This window comes from Klebsiella sp. LTGPAF-6F, from assembly GCF_001753185.1.
GTDB classification, from domain to species: domain Bacteria; phylum Pseudomonadota; class Gammaproteobacteria; order Enterobacterales; family Enterobacteriaceae; genus Klebsiella; species Klebsiella michiganensis.
The window spans coordinates 173,565-189,294 of sequence record NZ_CP017451.1; the positions used below are offsets into that span (position 1 = coordinate 173,565).

At 53.0% G+C, this 15,730-nt stretch carries 14 protein-coding genes and 2 pseudogenes; 8 read left to right on the forward strand and 8 right to left on the reverse strand.

Translation table 11 applies throughout. From position 1 onward, the window contains the following. Positions 1–520: 520 nt before the first annotated feature. Complete coding sequence (locus BJF97_RS29770; RefSeq protein WP_016243888.1) at positions 521–2,179, forward strand: glycerone kinase; 1,659 nt, start codon at positions 521–523, stop codon at positions 2,177–2,179. Positions 2,180–2,219: 40 nt separating this feature from the next. Here BJF97_RS29770 and cfa read toward each other — a convergent pair whose 3' ends face one another. Then, positions 2,220–3,374, reverse strand: coding sequence for a cyclopropane fatty acyl phospholipid synthase (gene cfa / locus BJF97_RS29775; protein ID WP_047935058.1), 1,155 nt, complete (start codon positions 3,372–3,374; stop codon positions 2,220–2,222). Positions 3,375–3,503: 129 nt separating this feature from the next. Here cfa and BJF97_RS29780 point away from each other — a divergent pair, with 129 nt between their 5' ends. Beyond that, positions 3,504–3,908, forward strand: coding sequence for an AraC family ligand binding domain-containing protein (locus BJF97_RS29780; protein ID WP_226650518.1), 405 nt, complete (start codon positions 3,504–3,506; stop codon positions 3,906–3,908). Between the two features lie 153 nt (positions 3,909–4,061). On the opposite strand, the gene BJF97_RS29785 is transcribed toward BJF97_RS29780, so the two are convergent. Beyond that, the gene (locus tag BJF97_RS29785) at positions 4,062–4,376 is read right to left on the reverse strand and encodes an ArsR/SmtB family transcription factor (RefSeq protein ID WP_000349485.1); all 315 of its coding nucleotides are present in this window, start codon (positions 4,374–4,376) and stop codon (positions 4,062–4,064) included. 111 nt (positions 4,377–4,487) lie between these two features. Here BJF97_RS29785 and BJF97_RS29790 point away from each other — a divergent pair, with 111 nt between their 5' ends. Both BJF97_RS29790 and BJF97_RS29795 read left to right on the forward strand, forming a co-directional pair. Beyond that, positions 4,488–5,522 (forward strand): permease, encoded by a 1,035-nt coding sequence (locus BJF97_RS29790; RefSeq protein WP_070083063.1) that lies wholly within the window; start codon positions 4,488–4,490, stop codon positions 5,520–5,522. 12 nt (positions 5,523–5,534) lie between these two features. Beyond that, entirely contained in the window at positions 5,535–6,812 is a 1,278-nt protein-coding gene (locus BJF97_RS29795; protein ID WP_070083064.1) for an ISL3 family transposase, read from the forward strand. 166 nt (positions 6,813–6,978) lie between these two features. Here the strand turns inward: BJF97_RS29795 and BJF97_RS29800 are convergent, their stop codons facing one another. The 6 genes from BJF97_RS29800 to BJF97_RS29820 all read right to left on the reverse strand — a co-directional run bounded on the left by BJF97_RS29800 (position 6,979) and on the right by BJF97_RS29820 (position 10,509). Continuing rightward, on the reverse strand, positions 6,979–7,212 hold the full coding sequence (locus BJF97_RS29800) for a DUF905 domain-containing protein (protein ID WP_070083065.1): 234 nt from the start codon (positions 7,210–7,212) through the stop codon (positions 6,979–6,981). Positions 7,213–7,299: 87 nt separating this feature from the next. After that, complete coding sequence (locus BJF97_RS33445) at positions 7,300–8,238, reverse strand: Ivy family c-type lysozyme inhibitor (RefSeq protein ID WP_228706714.1); 939 nt, start codon at positions 8,236–8,238, stop codon at positions 7,300–7,302. A 49-nt stretch (positions 8,239–8,287) separates the two neighbouring features. Further along, positions 8,288–8,503: a hypothetical protein gene (locus tag BJF97_RS29810; RefSeq protein WP_042944388.1), complete on the reverse strand. Its 216-nt coding sequence runs from the start codon at positions 8,501–8,503 to the stop codon at positions 8,288–8,290. Between the two features lie 11 nt (positions 8,504–8,514). Then, entirely contained in the window at positions 8,515–8,658 is a 144-nt protein-coding gene (locus BJF97_RS34865; RefSeq protein ID WP_165821571.1) for a hypothetical protein, read from the reverse strand. Position 8,659: 1 nt separating this feature from the next. Further along, on the reverse strand, positions 8,660–9,373 hold the full coding sequence (locus tag BJF97_RS29815; protein WP_042944385.1) for a WYL domain-containing protein: 714 nt from the start codon (positions 9,371–9,373) through the stop codon (positions 8,660–8,662). Positions 9,374–9,633: 260 nt separating this feature from the next. Continuing rightward, a complete protein-coding gene (locus BJF97_RS29820; protein WP_042944383.1) occupies positions 9,634–10,509 on the reverse strand; it encodes a GTPase family protein in 876 nt (291 codons plus the stop codon). 330 nt (positions 10,510–10,839) lie between these two features. Between BJF97_RS29820 and BJF97_RS35760 the strand changes: the two genes are divergently transcribed. The 4 genes and pseudogenes from BJF97_RS35760 (at position 10,840) to BJF97_RS29840 (ending at position 15,729) form a co-directional block, all read left to right on the forward strand. Further along, positions 10,840–11,172 carry a transposase gene (locus BJF97_RS35760; RefSeq protein WP_367206297.1) on the forward strand — a complete coding sequence of 111 codons (333 nt, stop codon included), beginning with the start codon at positions 10,840–10,842 and terminating at the stop codon, positions 11,170–11,172. After that, positions 11,169–11,405: pseudogene (gene tnpB, locus BJF97_RS29830) on the forward strand (IS66 family insertion sequence element accessory protein TnpB); the annotation flags it as partial. The gene BJF97_RS35760 and the pseudogene tnpB, both read left to right, overlap by 4 nt. Further along, positions 11,393–12,598: pseudogene (gene tnpC / locus BJF97_RS29835) on the forward strand (IS66 family transposase); the annotation flags it as partial. The pseudogenes tnpB and tnpC, both read left to right, overlap by 13 nt. Before the next feature lie 368 nt (positions 12,599–12,966). Further along, positions 12,967–15,729: a class I SAM-dependent DNA methyltransferase gene (locus tag BJF97_RS29840; RefSeq protein ID WP_032670757.1), complete on the forward strand. Its 2,763-nt coding sequence runs from the start codon at positions 12,967–12,969 to the stop codon at positions 15,727–15,729. The last annotated feature ends 1 nt before the right edge of the window (position 15,730 follow it).

The following is a 15,730-nucleotide window of genomic DNA, read 5'->3' on the forward strand; positions in this document are numbered from 1 at the left end:
GCCCTGGCGTTAACCCGTTTAACCTGATGTTGACGGCGAAAGCGGACGTACCGGAGCGATGTAATAACTGTATGGCGAGGCGTGTACAAAAAAATCTTTCGTCATTTTGTTCTGATATGGAACAGATAAAAATGACATGCGTTTCATATTGGAACGCTTAACCACAAAAATAATGAGATTTGCGATCTCGATCCGTTCCGTTACCGCGAAATCACCGACAAACACGATGATAAATTTCCCCAATTACGCGCCATCCTGGGTAAAGCCCCGCAAAAAAGACTGACTGCGCCGTGTGGCCTGCTCTGATCGCAGGAGGAAAAAGTCGAGCTGGTTCGCATTGTGATGATTTCTCGCCTAATTAAGTTTCATTTCGGAACAAAAAACAGCAATCACGTTTCGTAATGAAACTCATTTTCGTGTTGTTTTTTTCCATGCTGACTTCGCCAGAATCTCTCTATCGCCTCCGCACCATGAACATGCATTCGGGGGTTTGTCTTACACTCAACCTCGAGGAGCCGTTATGTCTCAATTCTTTTTTAATCAACGCCCCCATCTCGTTAGCGACGTGATCGACGGTACAATTATCACCAGCCCGTGGAATAACCTGGCGCGTCTGGAGAGCGATCCGGCCATTCGCATCGTGGTTCGCCGCGACCTTAACAAAAATAACGTGGCGGTGATCTCCGGCGGCGGTTCAGGACACGAACCCGCGCACGTTGGGTTTATCGGCAAAGGAATGCTGACCGCGGCGGTCTGCGGCGACGTGTTCGCCTCCCCGAGCGTGGATGCGGTACTGACCGCTATTCAGGCAGTGACCGGTGAGGCTGGCTGTCTGTTGATCGTGAAGAACTACACCGGTGACCGTCTTAATTTCGGTCTCGCCGCCGAGAAAGCGCGACGCCTGGGCTACAACGTTGAAATGCTGATAGTCGGTGACGATATCTCCCTGCCGGATAACAAACATCCGCGTGGCATTGCGGGAACCATCCTGGTGCATAAAATCGCCGGCTATTTCGCTGAACGCGGCTACAACCTCGCCACCGTCCTGCGTGAAGCGCAGTACGCAGCCAACAACACCTTCAGCCTGGGGGTTGCGCTTTCCAGCTGTCATCTTCCGCAAGAAACCGACGCCGCGCCGCGCCATCATCCGGGTCATGCAGAGCTGGGCATGGGTATTCATGGCGAACCGGGAGCCTCGGTTATCGATACCCAAAACAGCGCGCAGGTGGTCAACCTGATGGTGGATAAACTGCTGACGGTCCTGCCTGAAACCGGCAGAGTGGCGGTGATGATTAACAATCTTGGCGGTGTATCCGTAGCCGAAATGGCTATTATCACCCGCGAACTGGCAAGCAGTACGCTGTACCCGCGTATCGACTGGCTGATTGGTCCGGCCTCGCTGGTCACCGCGCTGGATATGAAAGGATTCTCACTGACGGCCATCGTGCTCGAAGAGAGCATCGAAAAAGCGCTGCTGACCGCAGTGGAAACCAGCAACTGGCCGACTCCCGTCCCACCGCGTGAAATCAGCTACGCGCCATCATCCCAGCGCAGCGCGCGCGTGGAATTCCAGCCCTCTGCCAACGCGCTGGTCGCCGGGATTGTGGAGCTTATCACCGGAACGCTTTCCGGTCTGGAAGCACATCTCAACGCGCTGGATGCCAAAGTCGGCGATGGCGATACGGGTTCAACCTTTGCCGCCGGCGCGCGTGAAATTGCCAGCCTGCTACAGCGTCAGCAGCTTCCGCTGGATGACCTTGCCACGCTGTTCGCGTTGATTGGCGAACGTCTGACCGTGGTGATGGGGGGGTCCAGCGGCGTGCTGATGTCTATTTTCTTTACCGCCGCCGGGCAGAAACTGGAACAGGGAGCTAGCGTTGCCGAAGCGCTGAATACAGGTCTGGCGCAGATGAAGTTCTACGGCGGCGCAGACGAAGGCGATCGCACCATGATAGATGCCCTGCAACCCGCACTGACCTCACTGCTGGCGCAGCCGCACAACCTGCATGCTGCTTTTGACGCCGCGCAAGCCGGAGCCGAACGAACCTGCCTGTCGAGCAAAGCCAATGCAGGTCGCGCATCCTATCTGAACAGCGAAAGCTTGTTGGGTAATATGGACCCCGGCGCGCATGCCGTCGCAATGGTATTTAAAGCGCTGGCGGAGAGTGAGTTGGGTTAAGTCATAAATGCCTGATGCGCTTCGCGCATCAGGCAGAACGTTAACGATAAACGCGGAGGCCACCCTCGACGCCGCGACTAAACAGTACCTGCCAAAGCTCAATATCTCTGGCGCGGAAAGCCCCGGCGCAGGCGCATAAATAGTAATTAAACATTCTTCTGAAGGTGGCGGAGTAACGTGAAGACAGCTCCGGCCATGCCTGATTAAAACGCTCATGCCAGGCCATCAGCGTTTTATCGTAATCGCTGCCAAAGTTATGCCAGTCTTCCATTACAAAGCGCGATTCGCTGGCCTCGGCAATATGCGAAATCGCCGGTATGCAACCGTTCGGGAAAATGTATTTATTGATCCACGGATCGACGCTCATCCCCTTTTTGTTGCTGCCAATGGTATGCAGCAGGAACAGCCCGTCCGGTTTTAAACAACGGTCGGCGATGCTGAAATAGGTGTCGTAGTTTTTCGGCCCGACGTGTTCGAACATCCCCACGGAGACAATGCGATCGTAGTGTTTATCGAGGTCACGATAATCCTGCAGCAGAATGTTAACGTCCAGCCCTTCACAGCGCTGTTGCGCCATTTTCTGCTGCTCTTTTGAGATAGTGACGCCTTCGACCGCCACGCCATAATGACGCGCTGCATATTCCGCCAGTCCGCCCCAGCCACAACCGATATCGAGTAAACGCATACCCGGTTTGAGTTGTAGCTTCTCACAAATCATTTTCAATTTGGCATTTTGCGCTTCGTCTAATGTGGTGGCGTCTTTCCAGTAACCACAGGAATATTGCATGTGCGGATCCAGTATCAGCGCAAAAAGATCGTTCCCAATATCATAATGTTCTTTGCCGACAATCCACGCGCGGCTCCGCGACTGCAAATTAAACAGGCGGGCGCTGACAATGCGTAAAATATCTTTCAGGTTGCCCGGCATTTGCTGGTCGAGTTTTGCTTTGAGAATTTTGCAGAACAGAATATCGAGCCGCTCGCAGTCCCACCAGCCTTCCATATAGCTTTCACCCAGCCCTAACGAGCCTTGTTGCAGTACCCGCTTAAAGAAACCGACATGATGAAGCTGAATATCCCAGGCACGAGAGCCATTAATCTGGATATCCGCTTGCGAAAGCAGCTCTTTCCCCATTCGGGTCCAGTTATCATTTGTTTCATTGACGATGACAGCATCTGAACAAAGCGTGTTCATGGTATTTACCAAAGTGGGCTAAAAATCGTTACGCAAGATTATTATGGAAAACTGAATGCATGTATTATTATCTGCGGACAAGATCTATCGAATAGCGGACACATCACCGGGAGCATTGACGATTTATTTATGGAGACTCTCGCGCAAAAACAGTGGAATTCATTTCCCGATAACTCCATTACGGAGCTGCCGCAGGACGTGTATTTCCGTTCTTATGTCCTGGAAGCCAACTATCATGTTCCGCTGCATTCGCACTCTTTTATGCAGTTTCATTTCGCCCGTAAAGGCAGCATGCGAATTGATGTCGCCGGCAAATGCTGGATAATCCCGGCGCATTATGGAATCTGGATCCCCAATAATACCGAGCATGCGGTCTGGGCACTGGATGATGTGCATTTAGAGAATCTGGATATTAAGCCGGGTTTTCTTGAAGAGAGCATCAATGAATGTAAAGTGGTGGCGATCAGTGATTTCGCTAGAGAGTTTATTCATTACGCCACCAATTTAATTTGGGTATCCGGAATTTCTGGTTGATAAAATGCCAAAGATGTAAAGAAGAAAATCTTTCTCAGCGGATTATCTGATTGATCCTCTTCAGCCTACTCTACTGCCAATTTTCTGTTTCCACCTTCGCCTGAGTCTTCATAGCGATGCTGACTAGGGAGGACAGCGAGAGCTGGGCAAGCGTCAAAGCGGTTCTGGTTCATGCGCAATCCGGACACCTGCACAACATTCCTCTTGTAAGAAACCGATCAAATTCTCTAGGTGCCCATACTCGGGTATACAGACAATCGTGCGGCTATGTTTCTCCTGCCGGATCAGCCCTACCTTGGCCATGCGCGCAAGGTGATGTGATAGCGTCGAAGCAGGAATACCCAGCCCCTTCTGGATATCTCCGACCGAAGCCCCATCATGGCCAGCTTTGACCAGAAAGCGGAACACGGACAGTCGGTGACTATTCCCTAGCTCAGCTAAGCTGGCTGCAACCTTTTCGTGATCCATAGCACGCCCCAATAATTCTATGTTTCTAGAATTATAGTTGACAGGTCGGATAAACGCAAGTAGGCTGCGTACATCATTTCGATAAAACTAGAAATATAGGAGTAATATTGAATGTCACCTCAACTCCAAGACGCTCTAGGCATGTTCGCCTTTCTCGCTATCGAGCTATCGGTTTTATTCATTGGCATTAGCTTGCTGGTCGGAGTTCTTCAACGTCACATCCCACCATCCAAGGTGGAAGCGTTACTGACTTCCAGTGGGAAGCGAGGCTATTTTCTTGCTGCTGGTTTAGGAGCTATAACGCCCTTCTGTAGTTGCTCGACTATCCCCATGTTGAAAGGGTTGATTCGGGCACGGGCCGGTTTTGGGCCGATGATGGTGTTTCTTTTCTCATCTCCGTTGCTGAATCCTATCGTCGTCGGCCTGCTGGTTGCCACGTTTGGATGGACACTTACTGCTATCTATGTGCTCGCCGCTTTGGTGGTCGCGGTAGGTGCCGGATGGCTGCTTCACACGCTTGGCTTCGAGCGTTATGTGCGCCGGACGGCGACACAAGAGAGCAGTGGATGTAGTTCATCAGCAAGCCCGTGCAGTGCTACATCGACCGCATCGAGTTGCGGCACCAACAGCTGCGACACCACTCCGAAGACGGCTTCTTGCGGGGCTGATAGGAAGACAACAGTCTCTACGTCTAGCGAATGCTGTGACAGTCAACCCACTGTCACGGTTAAGAAAGAAGGGAAGTACAGTGGTGTGTGGCGGGAAGCTTGGTCGGACTTTATCGATGTGTTGCCTTACCTGCTCATCGGTATTGCGATTGGCAGCGTGATCTATGGTTTCATGCCCACTGACTTATTGGAGCAGTATGCAGGCCCAGATAATCCCTTTGCCATTCCAGTTGCCGCTATCATCGGCGTGCCGTTGTATATTCGCGCTGAAGCCGTCATACCTCTGGCAGCGGCTCTGATGGCCAAAGGCGTGGGTGCCGGGACGGTGCTAGCGTTGATCATCGGCAGTGCCGGAGCCAGCCTGACTGAGCTCATTCTGTTGCGCTCTTTGTTCACGCTGAAGCTTTTAGCGGCGTTTTTAGCAGTCATTTTTGCTATGGCGATGATTGCCGGTTACGCCACCTACCTGTTTTTCTGATCAAGGCGGGAGATGATTAATTCGTTAAGCCTTCCTGGGTACCAGTTGGTGGATTCTGATGAGCAGAATGAAGACATACATTTTCGGCTTGAAGCACCTACACCAGTAGCCTGCGAGGGGTGCGGCGTGCAGGGTGAGTTCGTGCGGTTCGGCAAGCGTGATGTTCCCTATCGTGACCTGCCCATCCACGGCAAGCGGGTCACCCTCTGGGTAGTTCGTCGCCGGTACACCTGCCGGGCCTGCAAGACCACCTTCAGGCCCCAGCTACCGGAGATGGTGGACGGCTTCCGCATGACGCTGCGGTTGCATGAGTACGTGGAGAAGGAAGCCTTCAATCACCCCTACGCCTACGTGGCTGATACCACGGGCCTGGACGAGAAGACGGTACGCGACATTTTCAACGCCCGCGCCGAATTCCTGGGGCGCTGGCACCGCTTCGAGACGCCCCGCATTCTCGGCATTGACGAGTTGTACCTGAACAAGCGCTACCGCTGCATCCTGACCAACATCGAGGAGAGGACCCTGCTCGACCTGCTGGCCACCCGCCGTCAGGACGTGGTGACCAACTACCTGATGAAGATGAAAGACCGGCAGAAGGTCAAGATCGTCAGCATGGACATGTGGAATCCCTACCGAGCAGCGGTCAAGGCGGTGCTGCCACAGGCCCGCATCGTGGTCGATAAGTTCCATGTGGTGCGCATGGCCAACGATGCCCTGGAGAAGGTGCGCAAGGGCCTCAGGAAGGAGCTGATGCCCTCCCAGAGCCGAACCCTCAAGGGTGACCGGAAAATCCTGCTGAAACGCGCTCACGAAGTCTCAAACCGGGAACGCCTCATCATGGAGACCTGGACCGGCGCATTCCCACAACTGCTGGCCGCCTACGAGCACAAGGAACGTTTCTACGGCATCTGGGACGCTACCACACGGCCCCAGGCAGAAGCCGCCCTGGACGAGTGGATAGCCACCATCCCGAAGGGCCAGAAGGAAGTCTGGAGCGATCTGGTCAGGGCTGTAGGCAACTGGCGCGAAGAGATCATGACCTACTTCGAGACGGACATGCCCGTCACTAACGCTTACACGGAGTCCATCAACCGACTGGCCAATGACAAGAACCGTGAAGGACGTGGTTACTCCTTCGAGGTGATGCGGGCACGAATGCTCTACACCACGAAGCACAAGAAGAAGGCCCCGACCGCGAAGGTCTCTCCGTTCTACAAGAAAACCATCGGTTACGGACTGCCGGACTTCGCAGAGGAACTCAACTACGGGGTCGATCTATCAACCATCTGATAATGGTATCAGGTTGGTGGGGTAAAGGTGCCCCATCAACCATTAAATCCGTATACCCTTAATTTCCTTCGTTGGTTGATTTTGCGGCATAAACAAAAAAGCCATGCTCCTGTGGGTACATGGCCTGTGAGGTTGTGGCTGATATGAGGGCGGTGCCCGTGGTGATTTATCTTTTGGGAATGCCGTGGCTGAGCAGATAGCGGTTAAACCAGAATCCGGTGTCGGGTTCAAAATTCCACTCCCGCCAGAGTAACTGTCCTTCGCGGTCACGAAGGACCAGCCGAAAATGGGTGGACTGGTCGTCTTCGATGGTGACGTTCTGGTACGCCGCCACGATAGCTTCAGCCTGCCTGCGGGTAAACGAACCATCGGGCAGCAGTGGATTGCCAGTATCTGGCATGGGAATACTCCTGATGAATGGTATAAAACAGAAAGGCCATGCTCCCGAAGGAACATGGCCTGATGACTGGTTTTATCGCTGGTGTTCTCAGTGCTGCTGATTTTTTTCCTTAACCTTTGACCACGACGGGCGTCGGCTACCGGAAAATTCCTTGCGCATTGACCAGTAACCAATCGGGAACTGCTTCACCAGCACCCCGTTGATACCGATATCGACGGACAGATACTGACCGTTGTTGATGCTGCCCTTGCGGATATACGCATCCGGGCTGCAGGTGCCGGTATCATACTGTTGCCATGATGCGGTATCCCGGGCAGCGACATAAAAATCACCGAAAGCACAACCCGTTGCGGATTTACGGTTCAGCACAGCAACGTAATACTTCGTGTTAGCGATAATGGTACAGCTGCTGTTCTGACCACCACAGACCTGCCATAACGATTTGCCGCCATCGCCCTTAAAGGTCCAGATAGTGTCTGCCGGTGCCCCGTCCGCAGGTGCTGCGGGCAGGGCAGACGGTAACGGTGTTTTCTCCGCGATGGCGTCGGCATTGCCGCGCAGCAGTTTCGCTTCTTCTGCCGGTGGTTTCCCGACCCAGCGTGCCTGACCGTCAACGTAGAAACCCAGAACCTGATGCGTACCCGGCGAATATAAAAAACGCAGATAATGGTCGCCACAGTTCCCCTGCTCACACAGCGAGCCCTGAAGCCATTGCCTGCCACCGACGGTGACGGGCTCCAGCGTCTCTTCCGGCCCGTTCAGACTGCCATCCGGTCCCAGTACGTTACGGATACCCGCCTTCTGTAAGGCCGATTCCATATCTTTTTTCCAGACGGGGTCGGCGCGGTAAAGGTCGGCAGGATACGGACAGGTCCCGTTGTAGCCGTTTTCCTGAGTATCAGGCTGACACTGAATCGCCTGAGCCGCTGTTTTCACCCGGGAGGCAGCATAACTGCTGTTAACCACAACAAGCAGGCCGAGCGCCAGCCATTTCGCACAGGTGGAAAGTTTTACCCTTTTCATCATTTTTATTTCCTGAAATAAAAACAGGGCCTGTCCCGGCCCTGTGGTGTCATTAACGGTCGTCCCGGTTACGCAGAATGCTGCGAGCCAGGCGCTTTTCCGTGATGGTAGTGCTGCTGAAAAAACCATCGTCAGTGGTTATCTTTCTCAGTTCAGCGCTGCTTTTGTCTTCCAGGCGGTCATGTATCGCCTTTACTTCACGTGCGCTGCTGAGTGCGTCTTTTGCCACTTCAGCCGCGAGTTTTCCGGCAGCCTTCCAGAATCCCATTGCCCCACCTTCTACAGATAGCCGTTGTCTTTGCCCCATTCACACCCGCAGTCCCGGCACATCCAGCCATCAGCCCAGGGGATGGTGTCGTGAGAGCCACAGTCCGGGCAGCGTTTGCCGGAAGTCGGGTTGCCGGGTGTGATACGTCTCATCATGTTATCCTTCTGTTGCGGGTTGATGTGGTTCAGGGACGAAGCCGGACAGCACTTCACCAATGAACCGGAAATGAGGTAACGCCTGTAAAAAATCAGGGCGTGACAGAATGCGGGTGAAATGCCCGTCTGGTGTGAAGGTTTCCGCGTGAAACGTCACGGAGTGAACGGTGTGCAGCGCAAAAACGGTCATCCGGCCGAGGTGTTCTCCCACCAGAAACCACTCGCCAGTGCTGAAAATCAGCCGGTAGGGAGCAAGGCTGTCGCAACGGCACCCGTCAGCCAGCAGGGTTACCCTCCGCTGTTCTGACACAGCCCTGACCAGTCGCGTGAAGATGCCCGGGCGGGAAGACGGTACGGATGCCCCCTGATGCCAGATAAGGCATGGTGAGGCGCGCTGACCACTCAGCAATGAACTGACCAGATGGTGGTCCATATCAGGAAACAACGCGCCAGTGCCTGACTGAAAGGCAAACTGCAATGCTGCATCCTCCCGGATCTCCTGACGGCCCCCGGTCAGCAGACGGCAGCAGCCATCCTGATATTCGAGATCGAGATAAATCAGACGCTCGCGGAAATCACGATGCAGGGTACGCTCCGAGACGCCAAACTCCGCCGCCAGTTTGCGCATATTCAGCGTTTCACCCGCGAGCAGACGGCTGATAATCAGCGACAGCCGGACAGACAGGCGGTCATAACGACGCTCAGCTTGAGACATGTATTATCTCCGTGTCGGGTAAGTGGTTAATTAAGAAGGTATTACTGTAAAGGATGAGACTGACAGGTTGTGTCCGTGATGCGTGGCAAAGCGCCTGGCGCGAAAAGGCCGTGTGGATGCACTGTCGGCAGTGGTGACGCGCTTGTGACTGGTGGTATCTTTTTCTGGTTAAGACAGGTTATGTCTGCCTGAAAATAATCATCTATCAGGCTGCGAATAAACAGAGTCATCCACTACCATCCTGACGACCTTTTACTCATTCAGAAGAAAATCCAATCCCAGACAGCCCGCGCCACCGACACCACTACATCACGCACGGTACGAATCACCGCCTTCAGCGGGGCGGGCAGGAACGACGATGACTCAGCCGTATCGAACACCCGGCCTACCGCCTCACCGAAGCCGTCACGGGCCTGCGACTTTACCGGCTCCGTGCAGAACCTCCCGTGCAGTTGTGTCGCCAGCGGGCTGGTGGCGCGGTCCGGAAGACAGCGCATCATGGTTGCCACCATCGCTTCCACGCCCCAGCCGGTCAACGCTGACACCACGCAGACCGGATGACGGGGAGTGAACATCGTGGTAATGGCGGCCTGTTTCGCCTTCAGGTTTTCCCGTTGCTGTGGTGAAGGTGTGCCGGTACGAGTATCCCATTCGTGGCTGGGTTCGATTTTGTCGGCCTGATTCAGCACGAACAGCACTTGCTGCTGGTAAGGTTGCATCACACCGTTCCAGAACTGCTCGTCCACCGACAGCGCACGGTCATCAGCTTTGATGACCCACAGCACCAGGTCAAGCTCTGGCAGCATACGCCGGTACAGGGCGCGGTATTCATGGTCCCGTTGTCCGTTCTCTCCCACGCCCGGTAAATCAACAATCACCAGACTGTGACGACCACTGCGCAGCCGGAAGCGCAGTATGTCGCGGGTGCAGGCGTTCACATCACTGACGGCGGAGACTTTCCCCCGAAAGAGTTCGTTACAGAGCGACGACTTACCGGCACCACTCTTGCCCATGATGCCAATCACCGGCTCGTAGTGGGTCAGATTCTGAATACGTTCAAGAATAAGCTGGCGAAGCGTATCGGGAAGCGACGCCAGCGGTTTTTCCAGGGCCTGAAGGCCATCAGTTTTATTCATACAGGGTTCTCAGCGTGAAAAACAAAAATTCCCGCGCTCCGGTCAGGGAGGCGGGGGATTCACGGAGATAATATCTATCTGAATTTATTTAGAATATAAGCAGGCTCATGTAACTGTAGCAGTGTCAACTTTACATCACAGCTCATGTTGGCTGGTGGTATTTTGCCAATAATAGACATTTACGCTTGGGTTTAGAGTAAGCGTTGTCTCAAAAACGTCTGGCTCTGAAACCACTATCCTGTAACTTAAGCCCCCGCTTAATTTGCAGGTGGACACCTAATGCGCGCCAAAGAAAGACTTCCCCGAAAACGATATTCCCCTGAGTTTAAAATGGAACTGGTCAGGCTGGCACTTGAAAAAGAAGGAAGTGTTGCTGCGCTGGCCCGACAACATGATGTCAATGACAACCTGCTCTTTAAATGGATAAGGCTCTGGCAACGTGAAGGGCGGGTCTGCCACCCACGGAAAAACGCATCGTCGCTTCCTGCTCTCATACCCGTGCAATTTCGGGCAGAGCCATCTCCCCCAACGCCCGAACCGCCATCCTGTTCACCTCAGACTGCCTGTCACATAAAATGTCGGGGCGGAGATATAACACTGACTCATCCCTCAACTGAACTCATCACCACTGTCCTGTGCGAACTGATGCGAGGGACTGTATGATAAATCTTCCTGCAGGCACTAAAATCTGGCTGGTTGCCGGTATCACCGACATGCGCAACGGCTTCAACGGGCTGGCGGCAAAAGTGCAGACGGCACTGAAAGACGACCCGATGTCCGGCCAAGTCTTCATCTTCTGGGGCTGCAGTGGCAGTCAGGTAAAATTGCTGTGGTCTACCGGCGACAGGCTGTGTCTGCTGACCAAACGGCTGGAGCGTGGTCGCTTCGCCAGACCCGCACCCGTAAACCGTTCCCCGAATCACTCCCTCGTGACGAAAAACGGCTGTTGTCGGCGGCATCATGCTGCCCGGACTGTGGCGATTCACTGCGCTGGCTGGGTGAAGATACTGCTGAACAGCTGGAGCTGATGCGCAGCGCCTTCCGGGTTATCCGGACCGTGCGGGAAAAACACGCCTGTACAAAATGCGACGCTATCGTGCAGGCCCCCGCGCCTTCACGCCCCATCGAGCGGGGTATCGCCGGAGCGGGGCTGCTGGCCCGGGTACTGGGCTCAAAGTATGCAGAGCATACCCCGCTGTACCGCCAGTCTGAAATATATAGCCGCCAAGGTGTGGAACTGAGCCGCTCCCTCCTGTCGGGCTGGGTGGATGCATGCTGCAGGCTGCTGTCACCGCTGGAGGAGGCGCTTCGGGGCTATGTCCTGAGCGACGGCAAACTCCATGTCGATGATACCCCGGTCCAGATGCTGCTGTCGGGCAATAAGAAGACGAAGTCCGGGCGATTGTGGAAGTACGTTCGTGATGACCGCAACGCCGGGTCAGCAGTCGCACCGGCGGTGTGGTTCGCTTACAGCCCGGACAGAAAAGCCATCCACCCGCAGACCCATCTTGCCGGCTTCAGGGGAGTGCTGCAGGCGGATGCGTATGCAGGATTCAACGAGTTGTACCGCGGTGGCCAGATAACGGAAGCCGCCTGCTGGGCTCACGCCCGCCGTAAAATCCACGATGTGTACGCCCGCACGCCGTCGGCGCTGACGGAAGATGCCCTGAAGCGTATCGGCGGGTTGTATGCCATCGGGGCGGAAATAAGGGGAATGCCGGCGGAGCAACGTCTTGCTGAACGTCAGCAGAAAGCGAAACCGCTGCTGAAATCCCTGGAAAGCTGGCTGCGTGAAAAGATGAACACCCTGTCACGACACTCAGAGCTGGCGAAAGCGTTCGCGTACGCCCTTAACCAGTGGCCGGCCCTGACGCACTATGCAGGCAATGGCTGGACAGAAGCCGATAACAACATCGCTGAAAAGGCGCTGCGGATGGTCAGTTTGGGGAGAAAAAACTGGCTGTTCTTCGGCTCAGACCACGGAGGTGAGCGTGTAGCGCTGATGTACAGTCTGATCGGGACGTGCAAACTAAACGGCGTGGATCCAGAAAGCTACCTTCGTCATGTGCTTGACGTCATAGCTGACTGAACAGTCAACCGGGTCAGGGTCAGCGGGGAAAACCATATTCGGTGCAACCTTAATACGTTTTAAGAAAACCAGAAATAAGAACGGAAGTTACTCACATGCGAGCGTCTCATATACCATGAATTTAGCAGTCTTTAATTGGCTGAAAATATGTATATTTTATCGAAAATATCTCAATGCTAAAATTCTCGCCATAAATACATAATAGGGCTTTCTGAAACGTGGATCTGAGACTGAATCAGCTACAGCGCTGGGTTCTATTCTGTTAAACTTACGGTCAAAAATTTCCAAGAAAACCTAGGATATGACATGAGTTCACTGCACACCAGTAGCAGCAGGGCGGTCACATGCCAATGGAGAACTGTAAGCAAATGAACGCCGTAGAAATTGAACAAGCCATCACGGATCTTGCAGAGCAACCCTTTGATCCCATAGAGTTTCCTTATGCTTTCCTTGAAGCCTTTGGTAACAAGGAAACGACTATCAAACGCTTGCGAGCCGGAGCATCGAATAAGTCCGATTTGGGCGGCGTTCTTCAGACCAATAACATTCACATTTTGGCTAGTGAAGAAGGGCAAGTAACACAAATGCTTGCTTCACTCAAGGCCAGCCCGGCAACAGGCAAGGCCAAGGCCAAATTCATCCTCGCCACAGATGGAAAAGACTTCGAAGCTGAAGACCTCATCAGCGGCCAGACTGTCGCTTGTGCCTTTAAAGACTTTCCCGATCACTTCGGTTTCTTTTTGCCACTGGCAGGTATCAGCACTGTTCGGCAGATCAGCGAAGACGCCTTTGACATCCGGGCTACAAGCCGCCTGAACCGCCTTTACGTTGAACTGCTGAAAGACAACCCTGAATGGGGTACTGCGGAGCGTCGTCATGACATGAATAAGTTCATGGCGCGTCTAATATTCTGTTTTTTTGCTGAAGATACTGACATATTCATAGGCAAGGGGCGCTTTACTGACACCATTGCACAGATGAGTGAGCGCGATGCTTCTAATATGCACGAGGTCATCGGCACGCTCTTTCGTGCTATGAACACTCCAGACTATGAGCGTGCCGCAGTAGGTATTCCGCGCTGGGCTGCAGAATTTCCATATGTTAACGGCGCTTTGTTCTCAGGTACGGAAGAGGTGCCGCGCTTCAGCCGTATCGCGCGCTCCTACCTGCTTCACGTTGGCAATCTGGACTGGACCAGAATAAATCCGGACATATTCGGCTCGATGATTCAAGCAATTGCCGAAGATGAAGAGCGCGGTGAATTAGGGATGCACTACACTAGTGTTCCCAACATCCTGAAGGTACTGAACCCACTATTCCTCGACGAACTGCGTTCAAAGCTGGAAGATGCGGGCGAAAATCCACGCGCTTTGCTCAATTTGCGCAAGCGTATCGCCCGTATACGCATTTTTGATCCAGCCTGTGGTTCGGGCAACTTTTTGGTCATTGCTTATAAAGAAATGCGTGCCATTGAAGCTGAGATTAACTGGAGGCGAGGCGAACCTGATCGCCCATCTGATATTCCGGTCACAAATTTTCGTGGCATTGAGCTGCGCGACTTCCCGGCAGAGCTCGCCCGCCTTGCGTTGATTATCGCAGAATACCAGTGTGATGTACTCTATCGTGGGCAGAAGTTGGCCTTGGCCGAATTCTTGCCACTACGCAGCGAGAATTGGATCACTTGTGGAAATGCGCTGCGGATCGATTGGTATAGCTTAATGGATGTGAGTGGCTCAGGAGTTAAGGTGGTTTCAGACGATATCCTGCAAACTCCACTTGATCAAGCTGAAATCGAGTTTGAACATGAAGGCAGCGAAACATATATCTGTGGAAACCCTCCTTATAAAGGAACCAAAAATCAATCCGCTGAACAGAAGGCAGATCTATTGTTTGTCTTTTCTAAATATCCTGGAACTTTCAAAGTGCTCGACTACGTGAGCGCATGGTTCGTGAAAACTGCGGAGTACCTCTCCCATGTAAATGGAGCAGCCGCTTTCGTCAGTACAAACTCGATTTGTCAAGGGAACCAAGTTCCTGTGCTGTGGCCACTGATAATGGGACTAGGTGTCAGGATCTCGTTCGCGTACACATCTTTCAAATGGTCTAACCTTGCAACCCACAATGCTGGTGTAACAGTCGTTGTAATTGGGTTGACGCGTAGTTTTGGAACGAAGTGTAGATTATTTGAGCATCAAGGTGAGGGAATAGTCGAGAGAGAGGTAGATAATATCAATGCCTACTTGGTTCCAAATGCAGACATCTTTATAAACAAGAAATCTGATCCTCCTCCTGGCTGCGCCCCGATGGTACTTGGTAATCAGCCATACGAAGGCGGTCATCTAATTTTCGATAGTAAGGGGATTGAAGCCCTTTGCATCCCAAAGGATGTTCGAGAGACGATCACGCGCAAAATCTTAGGTTCGAGCGAGGTAATTAACGGTAGCGAGAGATACTGTCTCTGGATTGAGAATGAGAATTTTGCGCTGGCCACATCGTTTCCAGCAGTCTCAGCGCAGATCAATAAAGTCAAAGAATGGCGCTTAAAGAGCGAGCGGCAGGCAACGCGTTCTATGGCCACTCGACCGCATCAGTTTTGTGAGATGAAGTGTGGAAATCAGTCGGTAATAATTGTTCCAATCCGGAGTTCTGAGAATCGGGAATACCTTCCCGTGGCTCTATTCGATGAGCGGACTACAGTAAATAACCTTGCTTATTCGATCTATGATGGATCTTTGTTTAATTTGGCACTAATAGCATCAAGATTGCATCTAATCTGGATTAGCACCGTCTGTGGAAAGCTAGAAACACGATTTAGTTACTCAAACAAAATGGGTTGGAACACTTTTCCGGTGCCAATGCTTACAGATAAGAATAAGGAAGACTTAACACGCTGTGCCGAGGACATTTTGCTGGCGCGAGAACATCATTTCCCAGCAACAATTGCAGAGCTGTATGACCCCGAAAATATGCCCGCTGATCTACGTGCCGCGCATGCTCGCAACGACGAAGTGCTTGAACGCATCTACATCGGCCGTCGCTTTAAGAATGATACCGAGAGGCTTGAGAAGCTGTTCGACCTCTATATCAAGACGGCCACCTCGGCTGTACCGGCTAAGGGAAAAAAGAGTTAAG